The 19456-nt window shown below is 43.3% G+C and carries 19 protein-coding genes; 5 read left to right on the forward strand and 14 right to left on the reverse strand.

Translation table 11 applies throughout. The features are described 5' to 3' along the window. Nucleotides 1-172 precede the first annotated feature (172 nt). The 3 genes from ACQY73_RS28640 to ACQY73_RS28650 form a co-directional block, all read right to left on the reverse strand. Entirely contained in the window at nucleotides 173-439 is a 267-nt protein-coding gene (locus ACQY73_RS28640) for a hypothetical protein (protein ID WP_428657605.1), read from the reverse strand. A gap of 13 nt (nucleotides 440-452) precedes the next feature. Continuing rightward, on the reverse strand, nucleotides 453-719 hold the full coding sequence (locus ACQY73_RS28645) for a hypothetical protein (RefSeq protein ID WP_428657606.1): 267 nt from the start codon (nucleotides 717-719) through the stop codon (nucleotides 453-455). Nucleotides 720-884: 165 nt separating this feature from the next. After that, complete coding sequence (locus tag ACQY73_RS28650) at nucleotides 885-1139, reverse strand: hypothetical protein (RefSeq protein ID WP_428657607.1); 255 nt, start codon at nucleotides 1137-1139, stop codon at nucleotides 885-887. Between the two features lie 341 nt (nucleotides 1140-1480). On the opposite strand from ACQY73_RS28650, the gene ACQY73_RS28655 reads away from it, so the two are divergent. Continuing rightward, nucleotides 1481-1954 (forward strand): helix-turn-helix domain-containing protein, encoded by a 474-nt coding sequence (locus ACQY73_RS28655; RefSeq protein ID WP_428657608.1) that lies wholly within the window; start codon nucleotides 1481-1483, stop codon nucleotides 1952-1954. A 325-nt stretch (nucleotides 1955-2279) separates the two neighbouring features. Then, entirely contained in the window at nucleotides 2280-3539 is a 1260-nt protein-coding gene (locus ACQY73_RS28660) for a hypothetical protein (RefSeq protein ID WP_428657609.1), read from the forward strand. Nucleotides 3540-3637: 98 nt separating this feature from the next. On the opposite strand, the gene ACQY73_RS28665 is transcribed toward ACQY73_RS28660, so the two are convergent. From ACQY73_RS28665 to ACQY73_RS28675, 3 genes are read right to left on the reverse strand one after another with little or no spacing between them, the layout of a single operon-like run. Continuing rightward, nucleotides 3638-4720, reverse strand: a complete 1083-nt coding sequence (locus tag ACQY73_RS28665) for a hypothetical protein (RefSeq protein ID WP_428657610.1) — start codon at nucleotides 4718-4720, stop codon at nucleotides 3638-3640. A gap of 52 nt (nucleotides 4721-4772) precedes the next feature. Further along, nucleotides 4773-6188: a hypothetical protein gene (locus ACQY73_RS28670; RefSeq protein WP_428657611.1), complete on the reverse strand. Its 1416-nt coding sequence runs from the start codon at nucleotides 6186-6188 to the stop codon at nucleotides 4773-4775. Nucleotides 6189-6190: 2 nt separating this feature from the next. Then, nucleotides 6191-10015, reverse strand: a complete 3825-nt coding sequence (locus ACQY73_RS28675; protein WP_428657612.1) for a hypothetical protein — start codon at nucleotides 10013-10015, stop codon at nucleotides 6191-6193. Between the two features lie 180 nt (nucleotides 10016-10195). Between ACQY73_RS28675 and ACQY73_RS28680 the strand changes: the two genes are divergently transcribed. Then, entirely contained in the window at nucleotides 10196-11215 is a 1020-nt protein-coding gene (locus tag ACQY73_RS28680; RefSeq protein ID WP_428657613.1) for a beta family protein, read from the forward strand. Here ACQY73_RS28680 and ACQY73_RS28685 read toward each other — a convergent pair. The 4 genes from ACQY73_RS28685 to ACQY73_RS28700 form a co-directional block, all read right to left on the reverse strand. Then, the gene (locus ACQY73_RS28685; protein WP_428657614.1) at nucleotides 11187-11783 is read right to left on the reverse strand and encodes a sce7726 family protein; all 597 of its coding nucleotides are present in this window, start codon (nucleotides 11781-11783) and stop codon (nucleotides 11187-11189) included. The two genes, ACQY73_RS28680 and ACQY73_RS28685, sit on opposite strands and share 29 nt — an antisense overlap. Nucleotides 11784-11876: 93 nt before the next feature. After that, nucleotides 11877-12419, reverse strand: coding sequence for a hypothetical protein (locus ACQY73_RS28690; RefSeq protein ID WP_428657615.1), 543 nt, complete (start codon nucleotides 12417-12419; stop codon nucleotides 11877-11879). Beyond that, on the reverse strand, nucleotides 12416-14416 hold the full coding sequence (locus tag ACQY73_RS28695) for a DUF5977 domain-containing protein (RefSeq protein ID WP_428657616.1): 2001 nt from the start codon (nucleotides 14414-14416) through the stop codon (nucleotides 12416-12418). Before ACQY73_RS28695 ends, ACQY73_RS28690 begins: the two co-directional genes overlap by 4 nt. Next, complete coding sequence (locus ACQY73_RS28700; RefSeq protein WP_428657617.1) at nucleotides 14400-14963, reverse strand: hypothetical protein; 564 nt, start codon at nucleotides 14961-14963, stop codon at nucleotides 14400-14402. The genes ACQY73_RS28695 and ACQY73_RS28700 overlap by 17 nt, the downstream gene beginning before the upstream one ends. Before the next feature lie 47 nt (nucleotides 14964-15010). Between ACQY73_RS28700 and tcmP the strand changes: the two genes are divergently transcribed. Both tcmP and ACQY73_RS28710 read left to right on the forward strand, forming a co-directional pair. Next, a complete protein-coding gene (tcmP, locus tag ACQY73_RS28705) occupies nucleotides 15011-15859 on the forward strand; it encodes a three-Cys-motif partner protein TcmP (RefSeq protein WP_428657618.1) in 849 nt (282 codons plus the stop codon). Next, nucleotides 15859-16575 (forward strand): DUF5131 family protein, encoded by a 717-nt coding sequence (locus ACQY73_RS28710; protein ID WP_428657619.1) that lies wholly within the window; start codon nucleotides 15859-15861, stop codon nucleotides 16573-16575. Before tcmP ends, ACQY73_RS28710 begins: the two co-directional genes overlap by 1 nt. Nucleotides 16576-17156: 581 nt before the next feature. Here ACQY73_RS28710 and ACQY73_RS28715 read toward each other — a convergent pair. From ACQY73_RS28715 to ACQY73_RS28730, 4 genes are all read right to left on the reverse strand, one after another. Further along, complete coding sequence (locus ACQY73_RS28715) at nucleotides 17157-17702, reverse strand: hypothetical protein (protein ID WP_428657620.1); 546 nt, start codon at nucleotides 17700-17702, stop codon at nucleotides 17157-17159. 258 nt (nucleotides 17703-17960) lie between these two features. Continuing rightward, a complete protein-coding gene (locus ACQY73_RS28720; RefSeq protein ID WP_428657621.1) occupies nucleotides 17961-18767 on the reverse strand; it encodes a hypothetical protein in 807 nt (268 codons plus the stop codon). Next, nucleotides 18761-19162, reverse strand: a complete 402-nt coding sequence (locus ACQY73_RS28725) for a hypothetical protein (protein ID WP_428657622.1) — start codon at nucleotides 19160-19162, stop codon at nucleotides 18761-18763. Before ACQY73_RS28725 ends, ACQY73_RS28720 begins: the two co-directional genes overlap by 7 nt. Then, nucleotides 19077-19454 carry a hypothetical protein gene (locus tag ACQY73_RS28730; protein ID WP_428657623.1) on the reverse strand — a complete coding sequence of 126 codons (378 nt, stop codon included), beginning with the start codon at nucleotides 19452-19454 and terminating at the stop codon, nucleotides 19077-19079. The genes ACQY73_RS28725 and ACQY73_RS28730 overlap by 86 nt, the downstream gene beginning before the upstream one ends. Nucleotides 19455-19456 lie beyond the last annotated feature (2 nt).

The raw sequence follows: 19456 nt of genomic DNA on the forward strand, positions 1-19456 counted from the left end.
CCCTGACCCCTGCAAGAGGAGTTACATGAGGTTGAATTTTTTACCCACAGGGGGTCGAAGTCTGTGGGATGACAAGGCGGCTTATGCAATGTCGGTGGCTGCTCCAAGAGGGGTCGAACCTCACCATAGCATCAGCTATGGTTCTACCGCTTAGCGAGAGCAGTTGAATTAATTACGTGGCAATTTGTGCCGGAGTCTTTGCCAACGAAAGGACGAATTTTAGGATGAAGTATTGGGCGGCGACAACATCAGGAAAGACATCGTGCATAATGGATTTTTCGGAGGAATCGAATAATCGGGCATGAACGGTGGTTTCGTCGACAACTCGGTAACTACCCACTATTCGGGCTGTCAATTTTGGGACACCATCTACACGTGGTTCTTCAATTTCGGTGATCAGGAATCCGCGTTCGGGATTATTGCAATGAAGCCATTCCATAAGTATAGCAGGTTTAGGGGTTGGAAGCGTGTTTTTTCATGTGGCCATTCAAGGCCATTTGAGTACTGAAGGCAGGTTTGTCTTTGCAGTCGGGGTGAGTGCATTTGAAAGCTTCGACTTGAGCTTGAGTAACTGCGGGAGCAGGTTGCAGTTTTTCGAGGAGGTAGTCAAGTACGGGCTTGCCGGCATAGTAGGCGTCTTTGATGATTTCTTCCAAGGCCTGACGTTGAATGAAATCGTCGCCCGGTGCTTGGAGGCCGCGTTGAAGGGCGGCGTCCATTTTTTGAATTCGGTAAATGAGCATCATGTCTATCGCAACGGCGAACCGTCAGTGTTTATGGTTACGGTTTTTTACGACGGAGTAAGTACCATACTCCCAAAATGGGGCCGTCAAAAAGGAGCACGAAAATGACGATGGCTTGCAGCCAAAATTTTGTTTCGGGATTCATGATTGGAGGGAGGGTTGAGCAATTGCCGGGATGGTATTTGTGGCAAAATGATGATCCTCAAAAGGGAAGAATTTCTTCAGAATGGGCACGAGCTGGGCGCGCATCTTTTTGAGGTTGTAATTGTCGTGAGCAAGGACGCTTCGGTAGAAGTGACTGTACAATCCCGCACGTCCTAATTCAGCTTCAAAGGCTGCAAACTGATCAGGGTCAGTTTGAGCAAGCTGTTTTACGTGTTCCTTGAGTGTTGCCATTTTGAGTTAACGGTATTGATTTTTACAACTTTTGTAACAATCTTTGTATCAAACGATGTGCAATGATAATATGAAATCATATAAATTATATGATTTCATATAGAATAATTTTATTTATTTATATAAATACTTAATAATTAGATAGTTAATAAAAAATAAAAATTATCGGATTGCATGTTATTTTGCCCATAAATAATCACCACTATTACACTGTAAACTATAAATATCATGGAAAACAAAAAAATGGCAGATAAGAAATTGCTGCTTGAACAGCAGTTGCTAAGACAAAAAGCAACTAAATTGAAGGAAGTCACTTTATTTACACCAACATATAAATAAACATGAAAGAGACCGCTAGTAAAGAAATAGGCTCAAGGATAAGAGAACTGATCTTTAAATTGGAATTAAATCAGAGTTCTTTTGCCAAGGCAGTTGGAGTATCGCAAAATGCTATTTTTAACACTATAACAGGCGTGACTAAGACCCCACGGTACACGCTCCTTGAATCAATACTACAGGTTTATCCACAAGTAAATCGTGATTGGCTTTTAGAAGGAAAGGGGGAAATGTTTTCAAACACACCAGTTCAATCTGAAAGGGGAGATGGATATTTGCAAAAACATCTAAATGAATTGGAAAGCGAATTCAGAAAAGAGCTTAAGGAAATGCGGTTAGTATTCCAATCTGAACTTGAATTTAAAAATCGACAGATTGAGAAACTAATGGATTTACTGGGAAAGCCTAGTGGCGTAACTGGTGAGGCGAAGGTGATGGCGTTATGGGTGAAAAAAGAAGAAATTGGGCTGATTGCCTAATTTTTTGCCTATTCGCGGTTACGTTTGCGGTTACGTCGTCATTTTCGCTATGCGAAAAGTCCTCACTTACAATTACTTATAAAAGATAGTTCGAATCTCTTCCTCTCTGCTGAGACCTGTTGATGGTGAGGCCACTGCTTGTATAAAGCGGTGGCTTTCTGTTTTTTAGCCTATGACGTCCAATCCTTTGCGCTACGATTACGTTTGCGATTACGTCAAAAAGTGACGTAATCGTGACGGAAAATTATTTAGCATACTTTTTGTTAGTCTTCTCACCAATGGGTAGTGTGGCGCAAGCTCACTACTTATGTACAACATTAAACAGATGTACGTTTTATTTTGGTTTTGTAAATCGGAAGCCAAGAAGGAAGCAATGCTCAGAAAGCAAGACCCTGGCCATGATACGCTTGGCAGTATCTGCTGCCGAGTAACAATTGAGGGAGAATATGCAGAGATAGGCTATGTCCATATTGACTGCCGAAAGTCGGCTTGGGATGCTGAAAACCAACGACTCAAGGGCAATGGCGATAATAATAAAAAGCATAATAAGTGGCTGAACGAGTTTAAGGTAAAAATTGAACGAACGTTTGATCTGCTTCAGATCGAGTTTGAACACGTCACGGCTATGCTGGTCAAAGAATTTGTGACCGAAAAACGCCTGTTTCGCTTCTCTACCCTCCATTTGATTACGGAGTATATCAAGGACAGAGAGTTGGAGGTATCAGAAAAGATCATCGTCAAAGCGACGGTTGATATTGAGAAAAATTATGCCAAAAACTTTACCAACTATTTAGAATCAGAAAAACTCACATCGCGGCAACCGCGCACCTTCGATGAAAAGATCATTTCCGGATTCAGGAAATATCTTTACGAAACCGAGGGTTTTGGGATGCCGCATACACATAAACATATTGTTTGGTTAAAAACTCTATTTAAACATTCATTAAAGAAAAAACGCCTCAAATTCAATCCTTTGGAAGGGTGCGAAATAGGCACTGATAACACAAAACCTGATACCACCCACCTGACTGTCGAGCAACTTTCCAAATTGGCGAAATTTGATTTTTCTGACTTGGCAAAACGCGGATTTATTGCCCCCCAAACCGCTCACAAATGTGAGTTGGAGCGGGATGCCTTTGTCTTTAATTGTTTTAGCGGTATGCACCACATTGAGTACACTAACAAATTGTTTCGAATCGAACATTGCAAAGAAGGGGTATTTTTGAAAGGTTCACGCCAGAAAACAGAGGAAGATTTTATGGTTAAATTACTGGAGCCGGCCTTGGCTATTTTAAGTAAGTATGGAGGCAGCATTCAAAACCTGCCCAGCAAATCGAATCAGAAGCGAAACGATACGCTGAAACAGATAGCTGTTTTAGTAGGTATCCCGGTGGTGCTTTCTACGAAGATCGCCCGAAAGACCTTTACCGATATCGCCCTGAATGAATTGATGATGGAGGTCAGTGACGTAGCGTCCTGTTTGGGATTGAAAAATGACCGATACTTAAAACATTATGGCCGAATCAGAGAAAAGCGGATCGCGGCTAAAATGATGTCATGGAATGACATTCTGAAATCCGCTTAAACTAACACTAACAAAAAACAATTAATCATCTGCCACACTACCCGTTATTGTATACGTTACCACACTTTGAAAATTATGATTTAGTATTTTGACTTATACTATACCTTAAAAAAAGAATCATAGATTGTATTTTCTCGTCGAATGATTTGTTCAAAAATTTTATAATCAAATCCATGCTCCTGAATAATGTCCTTTAAACCTTTAATTTCATCCGTTAACTTTCTCTTTGGGCTTATAAACTCAAAGATTTGGACTGCTCCTTTTTCATCACTACTATACCTAAAATTCTGATTATAAGATATAATCCTATAGTATTTGCGCTCATCTCCATATATATCGTCATAAATGAACTCTAATAATATAAATACATCTTTTTTGGGTACAAGATAGGTTTGCTTAGTTTGGTGAATAGTCAATATATCTCGAAGCCTGTCAACAACTATTTTAGTATTTTTCTCAAGCCCTAAAACGAACTCTGCCGTTTCATTACTGGGAAGCAAATCGTTTATCTCTCCTGAAGAATGCTTTGAAACCAGGGAGAAAGCCTTAAAAATTATAGGTTTTTGAGATATGCCAAAAGTCATAAAAGACCTTACTCTTAAATTTTTCAGATCGGTCTTGCCGGCATTTATTATAATAAAACGATAACCGAAATCTAAAGTATCTTTTGCAGGTCTTGGTCTGGTTAGATAGAAAGGAAAAACACTTGGAAATGATGCTCGGAGTTCCGGGCCACCGGTTAATTTAGTTGCCTTTATCTGATTATTTATGGCAGCTAATTGTGCCGAGTCCCTTTGTCTAACCCTATAGAATTCTTGTCTATCGAAATTATTTCTTTCAATTTGAATAGCCAGCTGAATGGAATCATGGGTCCTTATACGTTTTAATTCTAGTCTATTTAGAGAATCTTTAACTCTTGAATCTAAAAAAGTTTGAGTCAGTAGGGCAATCTGCGTTGAATCACGCTCACTGATTCTTTTTGTTTCTTTCTTATTGTCGGCATCTTTACTATTGTTGTCTGAAATACTATAAAGAAAGGCCGCCAAGGCTATCAAAGCTTCCCAATTCCACTTCCTGTTTTTTAGGTATTTCCATGTAGTTTTAAGTCCTTGTTTAAGCTTTTGAGAGATAAGGTTGAAATACTTTTTAGAAGTTAAAACAAAGTCTGGAATGAATTTCATCGTACAGTTATTTATTATTCAAAGATACAAAAACGACATATCTTTTATAACTCTACCTCATCCACATTTCCAACTCCGTTGGTCCCTGCAGTGGTAAATTGATGCGCTGATTGCCGATGAGGTAATCACGGCCCTGCACGTGGATGGTCATGGTTTCACCGGCGCGTTGATGCATATCGATCAGGGCGATATCCGTGGCTGTTAGATTGCCGGGCAATACGCGCCTTGAGGTTCGGCCTCTGAAGGTTTCAAACTGTTTCCATCGGGCATCTGCTAAATTGTTGGTTCCGTGCCAAGCGAGACGTGTGGTGGAGTAATAGTTGGAAGCAAACGGAATACCTCCCACCATGCCGTGCCACAGCAGGAGGCGGGGAGCAAATGTATTGTTACGTTGGTTATTGACGGTAGTGATACCGGGTTGCTCTACAATGGGCAGGCCTGTTTCCGTAACATCGGTGGTGCTGAAACGGGTTTTGACCGGGAAAAGCAGTTCATTACCGGGTGTATTGTATTTTTCATAATCGTTGGGCCGAACCTTCATACGGCCATCGGTCGTATCCACTTCCCAATCCAACTCCAACCGCGTGGCCATTTCCGGGGAGCGAGCCGCAATAACCCCGAATTTTTTAGACCAATTCAATACGGTCGGTTGCTGCAGTAATTCATCGGCGTAACGCATGGTGAGCGTACGTGAACGCACATCGAAGAACAAGCCTAAGTTAAAGAGTTTTCGCAGTTCTTTTAACAGTTCCGGAATGGTGATATTGGGCAGGTGGTTGCGGTAGTGGATGACTGTATCGGCAGGCTCTACGGCAAAGGTGTTGTAGATGATCAGCCGCTGCATGATAACGTCATCGACAAATTCCCCTTTGATAGTAAAATTGCACAGCTGTTCGATCTTGCCGAATAACCAACGCAGGTACATCATCGGCACGAGTGGCGAGGCTGCCGTATATGCTCCTGCGTCATAATCATTCATGTAACCGCCAAAACCTATGGGCGAAGCGGTACCGTAAAAGGCGGCGTTCTGAATTTTTGGTAAGCAGTAGGCATCGGTCAGGTAGTTGGAGGCTGCCGTAAAAGCAATCGGTTTGGCTTCGCTGCCGAAATCGATGTCGGATAAAAGCACTTTTTGAAAGTCCCCGAAGATCTCACCCAAGTTTTGGGTATACATTACTTTATAGCCATCGGCGGCCACTTCCCGCAGGGTAATGTAACCGCGCTCAATGAGCTCACCGTCGGCGTACTGTTCACAGTAGAGATCCTCGGTCGGAAAGGAGGCCTGCGGCTTGTAATACCAGTTAAAAAATTTGTTGTTTTTGGGTGAAAACGGCACTACAAAATCCAGCACCCTGGCTCCCTGCACCACATCAAAATCAAGGAGTGGATTGAAGCGATTGAGGGTGACGGTTTTACCGGGCAGCAGGTCAATGGCCTGTCCTTCAAGACGGATTTGAAAACTTCCCATAGTTATAAGTTGGATTTGGCAATGGCCGCTGCTGCCGACGAAAACGCGCCTTGGATCTCGTGCAGGCTTGGCCCGGTTGGTTTGTTTTTGATGTCATTTAATAAGCCGGAATGATTACGGAGTTCGCTGCCGTTTTGGCCGGTGGCTACCAAAAGCATAGATAACTTACCGTTGGTTTTTCGTAATTCTTCCAGCATGTCCTTTTGCATTTGGGTATTTTCGGCGATCATGGCCTTGGTATCATTCTGATCCGGCACTCCTTCCACGTCGCCACTGCTGCCGCTGTCATACCCTCCGCTCCCGGAGTCGGAATTGCTTTCCTGATACTCGCCGCTACCTCCGCTTCCATCATCCATGCCGCCATCCATAAACATGCGACCGCCGTTGCGAAACATGAACGGGGTTTGAGCCACGGAAATAATACCTCCATCGCGTAGGGTGATGGGAGCGCCGTTTTTGTGCAGTGAACTGTGCAGCAGTCGGTCAATGACCGGGCGGTTGTTTTTGTAGGTGTTGCGCGAGAGGATCATGAACGGCTCCCCGCCTTCCATTTCCCCGATCTCATTGCCGGAACTTCGGTCGATCAGCGAAATACCGGAATCGCCGTATTTCAATCCGTGTCTCGGGCCTTGAGGTACACCGGCATTGCGTACGTAGCCGTTAGCTGCCTGAAATACCCCACCGTTTTCGCCGGAGAACTGTTGCCGTTTGATGGCGGCTACCTGTAGCCCGGTGGCCACAGCCGTTGCGGCGGCAAAGACAAGGTTGACCGGAAAGAAACCCGAGGCCAAGGCTTTGACGAAAGCCATCCCACCCGCAATGAGCGCCATGGCGATCTGCAATTTTTTATCCCGTTCGAAAGCCTCTTTCTGCGCCGCCTTCAGCTTATCGTCGGCATTCTTATTGATGTTGGTGACGCCTTTTTCGTATTCATCTTTTGAGATCAGCCCTTTTTTGTATTTCTCTTCCCACGCTGCCAGTTGTGTATCCTTTTCCTTTTTGATATTGCTTTGCTGCTTCTCAAGATAGGCCTGATTCAGCTTTTGCAATGCGGCTACACCCGCCTGAGCGACCTGCCCGATGGATTGGGTGGTTTTTGAAAAATCCTGAAAACGTTCCGAATTGAAGACTGTATCATTTTTGGTCTTTTGCGCCAAGTATTGCGTAAAAAGCGTGAAATCACCTTTCATGATGGCTCGCACCGCATCAGAAAGTCGAACACTGTCTTTTTCACGATCTTTGTTGGCGGTCTGCTCTTCTTTGACCTTTTCGCTCAGGTATTTTTGAAAGCCCGCAAAATCGCCGTCCTGTGCTTTTTTCATCCAGCTCAAGAATTCTTCATTGTCTTTTTTGCGCTTGGCCGTGGCTTCTTCCTGCAGCTTTACTTTGTCGGCCTGCAGTTTGGTTTCGTTTTGTTGGAGCTGTGCGGTCAGGGTGGCATCAATGGCTTTGATGGCCGTGGCTCGGTCGTCGGTATCTTTGATGCTTTCGGCAATGCGTTTCTTTTCGGCTTCGGCCTCGTTTTTCAACTTTTGCTCTCTGTACCGCGCTTCTGCCTCCAACAGCTTCAGTTTGGCGTCGTATTGTGCCTGTGCGTTGTTGGTGGTGAGTGAAAGCGTAAGTTTGGCATTTTCAATTTCGGCTTTAAAACCGGCATCCAACAGCAGTTGATCTTCTTTACGCTTTTTGTCACGGGCAGCGGCTTCGTCGGTTTCTTTTTTCCTGGCTGCCGCCTCTTCTTTTTTGGCGGCATCGTCCTTCAGTTTGTCAATTTTGGCCTGATGGGTTTCTTCCAATACTTCAAGCTGTTGTTTCTTAAGGGTTTCGGCGATCTTGGTCTCGTTGATGCGCTGTACCTCGCGTTTGTACTTCAGCTCCTCGGCGGCCAACGCCCGCTCCAGGTCATTTTTGATAAGGGAAACACGCCCGTCCTCAATGGCTTTATTGGCAGCAGCTTCTGATTTCTCGCGCTCTTCAGCATCTTTTTTGGCGGCTTTTTGTGCTTCTGCCGATACTTTAGTTTGGTTAGTGGACTTATGTTTTACTACCTCATCGTTTGATTTCTTATCCAGGTCACGCAATTCGGTACGTAACTGCAGGGCATTTGCTTTCAGTTGTTTATCGCGCTCAGTTTCATCTTTGACCGTTTCTTTGATGTAATTCTGACGGGCTAAGGCCTCCGCTTTAAGGGCATCGGCTTTGGCTTTGTTGACGGCAGCGGTATGATTGGTTTCGAGCTTGGCAAACTCGGCGGCTTTGGCTGAGGCATCTTTGAAGGTCTTATCAATGCGGGCTTTTTCGGCGGCGTATTTGGCATTTTCCGAGGCAATGGCTTTGTCCTGAACATCCTTTATCTTATTGATCTGGACGTCAGCGACATTTTTGGTCCAACTGGTACCGATCGCTTTGAAGTTCTTATCGGCATTCGAAAGCATGTTGTCGAAGGTCGCCTTGGGATCTATCTTGAAATCTGCCCCGAAGAAGTTGAGCAGCTCTTTGCCTTTGGTCATTAATGCCCCATAGGCGTCGATGATCATTTGGACCGTGGCGATGGCCGCGCGCATGGGGGTAGTAAGGCCATTAAAGGCCAAACCGATCGCTGACATGACATCGCGTACGGTAAAGGAGGTTGAATTGAGGTCGATAAATTGACCGATCAATGATCTGATGCTTTGCCACAAGGAGCCGGCTATTTTACTGATGTTGTCAAAGACCGTAACGACCGGTTCGGAATTTTCGACTACCTGTTTGACGATCTCAATGCCGGCGTTCATGGCATCCATCACGCCCAGGAATACGGGTTTGAGTACATCGCCCAAAATGATCTTAAGGGCATCAAAATTATCGCCGAGATTGGAGGCCTTTCCTTCCAGCGTGCCGGAGATAGCAACCATCCCTCCCATTACCCCCTCCAATTCGCCAAAACTGAGCAGGGTTTCTTTGATGGCTTCGGGGGTATTGGCAATGGTTTTCTGCACACCTTTGAACGAGAGTTCTACTTCTTCACCGTTCTTGGAGGCCTGTATACCGAATTCTTTGAGACGTTCAAATTCACCGGTGGTGGCATCAAGAATGGCTTCGGTGAGTTGGTCAAAGGATTTGCCTTGTGAGGCGGCAATATCACCCATCTTTGTCATTTCGGCCATCGTGGGCTGCAGGCCGCGATTGACGTATTTGACGTAAGACTCTGTCAGTTCATCAACGGTAAAGGGCGTGGAGGCGGCCAATTGTTTTATGTTATCCATCACCTTGGTGGCGGCTTCCTGCGTGCCCAGAGCATTTTTCAGAACAGCTTCGTAACGTTCAAATTTACCGGCTGTTTCGAAGATCTCTCTGCCGAAATCAATGACGCTCCCAATGGCACCGGTGATGGCATCAACGGTGAAGGCGGCGGAAAAGTTGGCTTTGAAACTCGTCCAAAAGTCGGTCTGTTCTTCGCCTTCGCCCTTGATGCGCTTCATGGCTTCGCGGGTACCGTCGATTTTTTCATCGACCTCACTGATCTGCTTCAGTTTGTCGATCCATTCTTCACTGCCAACGGTGAGGTTGCCGAGTTCGCGGTTGAGTTGACGGCTGCGGGCAGTGAGTTCATTCATCGACGCATCATTGAGGTCGATGTTGCGCGTCATCTCTTTGATCTCCTCGTTGACGTCTTTCTGAAGGCGTTTCATTTCCTTCCACGTCTCACTTCCTTTCTCCCCGTTCAGCTCCAAGAGGCGCATTTCGGAGTTGATCTCTTTCAACCCCTTTTGGAGGCCGTCAATGGTATCGGCCGACTCATCACCCAGGATTTCGAGCCTGAGCCGGGCTACTTCTTCTAATGTCATGGCTGTATACGCAAAAAAGGTACAGTGCCAATTTGCACCGTACCTTTTGGGTAGCACAGGACAGGAAATGAGGTTAGTTTTTATGCTTAATTAACTCTGCTAACCGCTTGATAACTTTTCTTTTAATTGTGTTTTCTTTTTTAAAACTTGCAATAATTCACTAAACCTTTACATTATTTTATGACGAATATTCGGTATTATCCACTTATGCGCTCAAAAGCCGGAGAGTTAGAAGCACTTAAACTTTTAGCGCCCGATATCAAATCCTCTATTGCCCCAATTATTCAAATTCTTCCTCCGGCAGTTGGCAGAAAAAAAGACCCGATAGTCAAACTCATTAAGGATTTATCGGACAAACTAAAAGAGTTTCCAATTGTGTATATTGATCCAAAAGATATCTGGAAAGATCAGGCTCTGTGTCAGCTGATTTTTTTAGAACTTAAAAAGAATGGGATTAATGTTAGACCGACCATTCAAACATTAGCTCCTAAAGACCTGTTGGATTTTTTGAAAGAGGAAAACTTTTTAGATGACAATGTCTGCCTGAGAATTACATCTGATTATGCGACATCGGATGTAATTAATCGCTTTTATGGTTTGCTTTTTAACCATTACAATCTTACTAAAGAACAGACACTACTGTTAATTGACTTTGAATACATCGCTGTCAGCCTTATTCATCTCATAAACTCTTTCTTAACCCTATATCAAGGTATTGAAAATATACAGGATATTAGTCGGATTCTTGTTGGAGCAGGCAGTTTTCCACAAGATCTTTCCAAGTTTAAAGATGGTGACATAGGAGCGATTGAAAGGACAGATTTAGCACTTTTTAATCGTATAAAATCCACTGCCAATATACCGGATTTAGCTTTTGCCGATTATTGCAACTTGCATCCTATTTATGACAATTCAACTGAAAAGTTTGAAGGTACTTGTTCTGTCAAATATACAACTGATAATGCATTCATTGTTTTTAGAGGTAAACAGGCTAGTAAACATCCTCAGGGCAATCAGCAGTATGTTCAAAAATGCAAGGAGTTGATGAAAGAGAGTTATTACAAAGGCCCGGCGTTCAGTTATGGTGATAAATGTATATCTGATTGCGCTTCCGTTGCGATTGGGCCGGGAAATGCTCAAAAATGGGTAACTTATACCGTAAACCATCACATCACTTTGATGGCTCAATTCCCTTACTAAAACCAGATTCTTTCCAGTTCTGACGTTGTTTCAGTTTTAGTCTTACTAATTCAGACAACCTGTCTGTGGGAATATTTTGAGCCATATATTCCCACAGCAGCCATTTTCTCATTGTTTTTATCTTTTTCGAATGCCCTTCCTGAAGTAATATTTCAATAGCTTCGTCCTTCCACAAAAGTTGCGCAACTGAAAAAGCATCAATTGAACCATTTTTTCGAGCAGGACGAATTATAGTTCTTCGAACTTCATCCCCTTCATCCTCTATAAGCCAAATCCCAAACCAGTCAGGCATTGTATCCATTACCTTATTAAGGTGATTCCCGTTAACCACAATAGTAATGTAGTCAAAAACTTTAATGTAAGAATCCGATTGTAAGCGTAATCGTTGCAGAGTATCAACAGAACTTTTGATTTCAAATGCGTGTAAACTACCATTTATTACAGCAAGGTCAGCAATTGTATTTCCACCACAAATGTGAAGTTCATCCACAATTCTGGAGATACCATCTAAGCGATAGTCCATTAAAAATTGATTGTGGAGGGCAGACCTGATGTCAATATCGCGCATTTTTTCTCATGTTTTACTGCCGCAAAAGTAGAGGTTGTTATACTAATTATAAGTATTATTATTATACTTTCTACCTAATTTTTGTGTAATTACTTACAAGTCAACAGCATCTTTCATAGCCTTGAGCACAATGCCCTGTGCGCGGTCGAGCATTCGTCGGCGCATCACGTTCATAAAATCAGCTTTGGTTTTGTTGTACCATCTGTTCTTTGCATTGTGTCGCACGGTAGGGACTTTTTTACGGGACATGGCTACTGCCCAGGCAATACGTTTAAAGGCGATGCGGTCTGTAGCGTACCACATTCCGCTGCCGTATGTCTTATAGCCGGGAACGTAAGCAAAGTTTTCGATGTTGACTTTTTCTGCAAAATATTCCATTGCCTCAATGGGCGGCATCATTGAGTAAGTTAAAGTCCGCATATCTTTCATACGCCCATACCCCTTGAACGATATCACTCCCGCCACTGATAGCTTAGCGGCTTGCTGAATGATCTGATATTCAATGGTATTTTTCAACTCTCCCGTTAGTACAATACCCGCCCGCTCAATGGCTTTTTCGAAATAATTTACGGCATCGCGGGTGATTTCTTCGGCCAGCTCCGTGGCTTCACGTTGTAGTTCTTCGCTCAGGATCATGCCGGTTCGCCGATGATGATTAAGTCGCTATCTCCCCAATTGACGGTAATGTTGGCGATCCGATAGGTTTGGTTGCCGGATAACACGCCACTGTCAAATCCCTTAGAAGGAATCCGCAAACGAAAGTTGACAAACGGTGAGGCGGCATACGCGACCCGGATATCAATATTATAGGTGCCGGCATTGAGGCCTGCAGCTGCGTAACGTACTGTTGGGGTGTTGTAGCTTGTGTTGGTGACGATCTCATCACTGCCCACAATGACGGCAAAAATGGGCTGGGTCGATGCAGTTGGGCAAGCATTGGTGATGCCGATCGGAATGGGAGTTGGGATGATACAGGTGCCGTTGAGGTTGGCATTTTCCTGCGTATCCTGAGCGTTTGCCGCCGCCTGTGCTTTGCCATCGGCGTCGCCCTGACTTATTTCTGAGCCGTAGGTATTGGCAGGAATGGAAATGGACCAATTACCGCCCACTTGGCCGATGTTACAGTTGTTGCGTTTGTAGATAGAGGTTTGGGTAAGGAGCAGGTTTTTAAAAGGCGTGGTTGCGGCGGCGCAATCGGCACTGTCCCACGACGGAATATAGCCTTCGGTACCTACAATATTTGATTTTTGAGTGCGGGGTTTTACGTCTTCGCCGCTGTCGATGAAATACTTTACCAACAGGCCATAACGCTTTTTACCGTTTCGCAGCCCGGTAGATTGGTTGAGTTCACAGGCCTGCGCGTCGCCGCGCCAACCGGTAGGGCGGACAGGAGCCGCCGCCATGACGGGTAAACGACTATAGGAAGTTTCGGGGTTAGTGTATCGAAAAGTGAGTGTGCGGCCTACTAGTTTTTCCCGATCATCGTCGGTCAAATAACTGTCGGTGACGAGTGTGAGGGGGATATGTTCGCGATCGGTGATCAAATATACTTGTTCGGCAAAGAACAGTTCCTGCCAATAGTCGCGCAGGTCTTTGATGTTATACCGGCCGTAACCTACCGATACGGTCAGCTCACGTTCGCCGGTGATCCGGTTAATGACCCGCTCTGAAACACCGGGCAGGTACTCATAACCACGAAACTGTTCGGCGGTTTCGCGCTGTACTTTCAGATTGGCGGTACCGTCGCCGTAACAATCAAGCGTATCGAAGCAGCCCAATGAGTTTTGAAACAGAATAAAACGCACCTTGCGGTAGGGTTGATTGTCGATGAGGTAGGTGCGTTCTTCGGAAAGGCGCTCGTTGTTTTCGTTGGAAAGCCACACTTTGTAACGGCTCACAAACTTCCCGTTGGCATTCATGCGAGCTTGGAGATTGAGAACCGTCGGGCCGACGGGTACCACATATACCGCCATTGATGAAACGTTGGTGAGGGTCTTGGCGGTGATGGTTTCGACACTCCAGTCTTCGTAGGTGATCTCTACGCGCAGGCGCAGTTCGGCAGGCGTGGGACTGAAATTGGTCAGGAACGAAAGGTATTCGGGTTGGTTGGGACGAACGGTGGCAAAGTCAGGTTTCCACGTCAGAAAGCGCCGATTGGCTCCGATGTAGCTCGTAAAGAAGCGACTTTTGTAGGAAGCGTAGTCGTTTTCGGAAAACCCTCCCCGGAATACGTAGGAGGATGGTAGTAAGGTTTGATCGATCAATACTGTGCCGTTTTTACGAATGGCTTTGGTGTAGTAAGGCCTAACCATAGTTTCGCAGATAGTTATTTGACTCAACCCAAACGCGGGTACACAGCTCTCTACCAAGCCGTGCAACAGGTCCTGAATTTCGAAGTTGGCACCGGGATAGGCCGTAATGCCGGCCAACGTTTGGGACGGTTCTTCGCTTCCCTCTAACGTTGTCAATGAAATAAAACCGCCCTGGTAAAACTCAGGGACAAAGACCTCCAGATAGTACCGAAGGTCGTGACGTGCGGGATAGGTGACGGGACTGGCGGCATCGATGTTGACGACGATGGGCAGTTTGGACAACTGCAGATCCTGATGGGTGATATTAGCTAAGTAATCCATTGGCGGTAAATCTAAGTTCAAATTCCAATCTCCAACCCCAATGACTGCCGGCCCAACCTCGATCTACGGCCGTTTTTTTCATGCCGCTGATGGTGCAATCGAGCGTACCTTTGTGGCGGTTGTCCAATCGCATCTTTTTTTGGAGGCCCTGCAGGAGCCGCATAGCATCGACCTCTGCTTGCACCTGAGCGGCGCGATCATCGAGGGGTGCGGAGTTGATCACGCTGATACCACCGTAATAGGCTTCGATGAGTTGCCCGGCACCGTTGTCTTCCGAGATAATTTCGGGCTGCTCCAGCCAGATGAAGGGATAAGAGAAATCGGGCTTGGAGGTGGCATACTGTATGCCCAGCTCTACCCCTCCGTAGAGGAAGAAGAGTTCCTGAGCTTCTGCCCAGGCTTTGAAGTAATCAAGATAGTTTTGAAAATCAGCGGTGATAAGCATTGTTGGTTTTTTGCCAAAACAGAAAAAAACTGCCGTAACCCAACAGGACAGGATTTTTGCAATTAAATGTGCATAAGCCGTTTGATAACTTTTTGATGACAACTGCTTATATTGAATTAAATTATGCTTTTTAACGAAAACAACTAACTATGAGCAAATTCTCTCCAATTATCAGGGCCAATAATGATGGCTTAGCACTACCAGAAATTGGTTCCTGGGCAGAACGTAAGTATAAGCTAGTCGGGACTTACTGTGATATATTTACAAATAGTATGAAGAATAATTGGAAGAATCTGGTATACATAGACCTATTCTCAGGTGCTGGCTATGCCAAAATAAAAGATACAAATAAAATTATTATGACATCTGCGTTAATAGCAATGTCAACACCTTTTAAGTTTAATAAATACATTCTTTGTGAGATGGATAAAAAAAAGATGGATGCCTTAAAATTTCGGGCACTTCAACATTTTCCAGAGTTAGATATATCATTTATTGAGGGAGATACTAATCAGAATGTAAGCGAAATTCAAGCAATTATTCACAGTATATCAATGACAGGGTCAACCTTATGCTTTGCCTTTGTAGATCCATTCTCCTTAAATTTGCATTTCTCAACTATAAGAGCGTTGAGTAAATTCAGGATGGATTTTCTGATTTTGTTAGCAATTGGTATGGATTTCAATCGAAACCTTAACCTGTATCTTGATGACGAAAATGAAAAAATAGTAAAGTTTTTAGACAATAAAGATTGGAGAAAAGAACTTGAGAAAAATCCTGACAAACAGAATGTTATGCAATTTTTATCTTTGAATTACGATAAAAATATGGTAGATTTGGGATATGTAAAACCGACTGATAAACATCAAATACGGTCTGATAATAAAAACTTGCCACTATACCATCTAGCATTTTATTCCAAGCATAAGCTTGGAAATGAATTTTGGAAAAAAGTGCAGAAATATGGTCAAAATCAACAACTTAACCTTTTTGAATAATGGCAAATTCAAGCATAGAATGGACTGAAAAAACTTGGAATCCGACTACCGGCTGTACCAAGATTTCACAGGGCTGTAAGTTTTGCTATGCTGATTCGTTCGCTAAGCGACTACACTCAATGGGTGTCGATAAATATAGAAATGGCTTTAAATTAACACTGCACCCAACCGTACTCAATGAGCCACGTAAGTGGAAAGCCTCTATTATTTTTGTGAACTCAATGAGTGATCTCTTTCATGAAGATGTGCCTTTGAAATACATTCAAGAAGTATTCAAGGTTATGAACGAGTGTCCACAACACCAATTTCAGGTATTAACGAAGCGTGCCGAACGATTAGAAGAACTTTCTTCTTTATTAAATTGGACAGAAAATATTTGGGCCGGAGTTTCTGTTGAAAACCAAGAAACTATGTTTCGGATTGGGCATTTACAGAAAACGGGGGCATTTATAAAGTTTCTCTCTTGCGAACCACTTTTGCAAAATCTTCCAAATCTCAATCTTAATTCTATTGATTGGGTAATAGTTGGTGGCGAATCCGGTTTTAAACCAAGGCCTATGAAGCCAGAATGGGTGTTAGATATTAGAAATCAATGCCAAAATTCTAATGTTCCCTTCTTCTTTAAACAATGGGGAGGAAAAAACAAAAAAATGGCTGGAAGAATGTTGGATGGTCGTACTTACGATGAGATGCCAAATTTTCATTTCTCAATTTGATCTTTATAATTTACTACGTAAAAAAAGGCTTGTTGTTTAACAAGCCTTTTTTTACGTAGTAAATCGTGCTAAATCTTAGAGCAAATCGTGCATTACACTTTCTATCTTGGTCAGCAAATTACTTTCAGTATTATCCTTATTTAGCATTAAATATGCACTTTTCTCCACATATGTATAATGAGCGAATGTTACTGGTGCAAAGAAAGTTTCCATTATCCTTTTATAAACTTTGAAGCGCTTAGTATTATTTTTATCTTTTTCATTTAAGCCATTTTCGCCAACAAAAATGAAGGAGGAGTAAGGGTTGGCCTTATAAAAAAAGATCATTATCCTAATGCAAGTCATTATAACTGCAGGTGCGTCATAATACTTTGTAAGCAGCCGATATTTATTTTCTGAAAATCTATGAGCCTTAGAGAAGAATTTTATTGAGTATACGTAATGATTATATTGCTCTACATTTACTATGTACCTCTGCTTATTTTTACAACAAAAAGTCAACTTGTGTTCTTTAACAAGCTGACCTTCTACTTCTTTTAAATTGTGATTTACATATCTGAATTTGTAGGAGCTCTCAAACATCAAATCAAATAATTATATACTTGAGCTCTATTTTTCCACAATTCATCATGAGTAGACAGTTTAAAAAACTGGCCTTTTTGATTTACATTATCCAATTGAGACAACTTAGCATCAGCTTGGCAGTATAAATTATGAAATATATCCCGAGTTACCTTAAATTCATTTGTAATTATTAATGAAAACATTAAGCTGTTGTCTATTGAATTAAGCACTTTATCAAGTTTTTCGATTTTCTGTTTAACCATATCACGTAACTCCCTTACTTCATCAATATTGTCCTTTGTAAGGACAATATCGTCACATCTCAAACTTTTCTTAATCCGATTGTTAAGGAATTTCAGTAATAATAGGGAAATAAATAAAAACGGAACAGAAAGCGATATGAGTAATATAAGAATAGGTATGCCTATTATCATAAGAATAAACGCTTTACTTAACTTGCTCACAAAGGCCTGAAGCCTTAAGTAACCATAGTAGACCGCCGAAGCAATTTTTATAGCATTTTGGCTGTCATTGTCAATATCTAACCGATGTACAGCTATCATTTTTTAGTAGTATTAGAGTTCTGATTAATCTGTTAAAGTATATTAGTATATAAGCTTACAACAAAATTTCGGCCAAATATTGCTATAAAATTTAGAATATTTTTAATATATGGTTAATAATATTTTTAATAAAGGATTAATAATACTACTAATCCCCATACTGGCCTAAGCCAAACGAAAAACCCTTTATCATATTGTATGTCAGCCAATTACATAATTATTTTTAGCTCAACATATTTAATATCATTATATAGTACATTATTTCTTCTCTTCTTCAGCTAAACTTTGCTGCTCAGCGATCTGAATCTTCCGATGCTTAAGGTACATCCAGATCGTATGAGCGTTAGTGTCGCACACTTTATCGAAATTACCATGGACGCCCGCTGAGGCTACATCTTCCAATGTGGCCAGCCATCCTTCACCATTCTGAAAAAGGCTCCGACCACCGGCACCGTCATAGAGAGCTTTGTGAATTTCGTAAAACTCGTTGTTTTGGGCTTCCCAATACTGGAGAATAGCTATGCATACGCCAAGGCGCAGGTTTTGGAAATTGACAGCTCGTTGTTCTGCTCGCAGCGAGTTGTAGATTTGGCGGTCTTCGCCGTCGTAACCAGGCAATAAACGCCTTAGCCTCCAATTCCATTTTCGGGGTCGGCAAATCGTGGCCAGTAAATCAAACAATCGCGGAGAGGCAGCCTTAGTACCATTGACAAAGGCGAGGTAGTGCATATTGGCCATTGCCAACTCAATGCTTGAGGTATCGGCGTAGTGCGGTTTGGGTAGGAAATACCGGCGACCTCGGTGATGAAAGGAAGTAAATGGCAACTCGGTGACTTTATCGACGGTGGCCCAGCGAAGTTGCTCAATTAATTCAAACTTTTCATCGTTGGACAGCAGCTCGTAGCTGTTGCGGTCGAGTTGTGTGAGCAGGCAGACCAAATCACCCAGCAACTCCAACACTACCTCAGGATAGCTGCCATAGGATTGTAGCAGCATTTGCAGCTCTAGCCCTTCGATGATCTGAGCGGTGGAACAGTCTTTCCAGGAAGAGGGAATTTTTACCATAAACCGATTTTCTTAGCAGCAATCAGGAGCACTGCGCCACGCCATGCCCAATTTTCGAGACGGGACCAAAGCAGCTTGCGTTTGGCAGATTCGAGAGAGGTGGCCAAGGTCGCTGTTTTGTTTTGAGCAGCCTGTAATTCGTGGGCGCTATTCAAAATGGTTTTGGTTTTTCGCTCGCCATCCAGTTGATAATTACGGATGATGGAATCTTTGAGCGCCACTACGCCGTTCAGCATTTTGGCCTCTTCAATGGCTTTGAGGGCCATCCGCGCTCCTGCTTCGCTCAGGCGTATGGGCTTAGCTTCGAGTTTACTTAGCGTGTCCGAACACGCGGTCGATCTCACGCTGAAGAGCAATTCCGCGCAAAGAATCAATCCGATCAATCGCTTTTTCATAGTCATTTTTAAGGCGTTCCTGTCGGCGTTCCAGCGTTGAGATTCGGGAACGTAACGCTACATTGCTTTTCTCGGCCAAGTACAGCGTTTTGTAGAATTGTGTGGAATCTTTAAGGGTACTCCGAGACGTGGAGAATGAGCGGGATGGATTTAAAATACACCCCAAAGGCATACCTATCGAAAAACCTATAAACAGGAGAAGCCAAAATTGCCACAGGCGCAAGGGCCTTTGGTTGATCGGAGCGTTGAACTTCTGCCCAACGCTCCGAATCAAGTTCAAAAGTTTTGTCAATC

Origin of the sequence: Runella sp. (assembly GCF_965279615.1) — a bacterium.
GTDB lineage: Bacteria > Bacteroidota > Bacteroidia > Cytophagales > Spirosomataceae > Runella.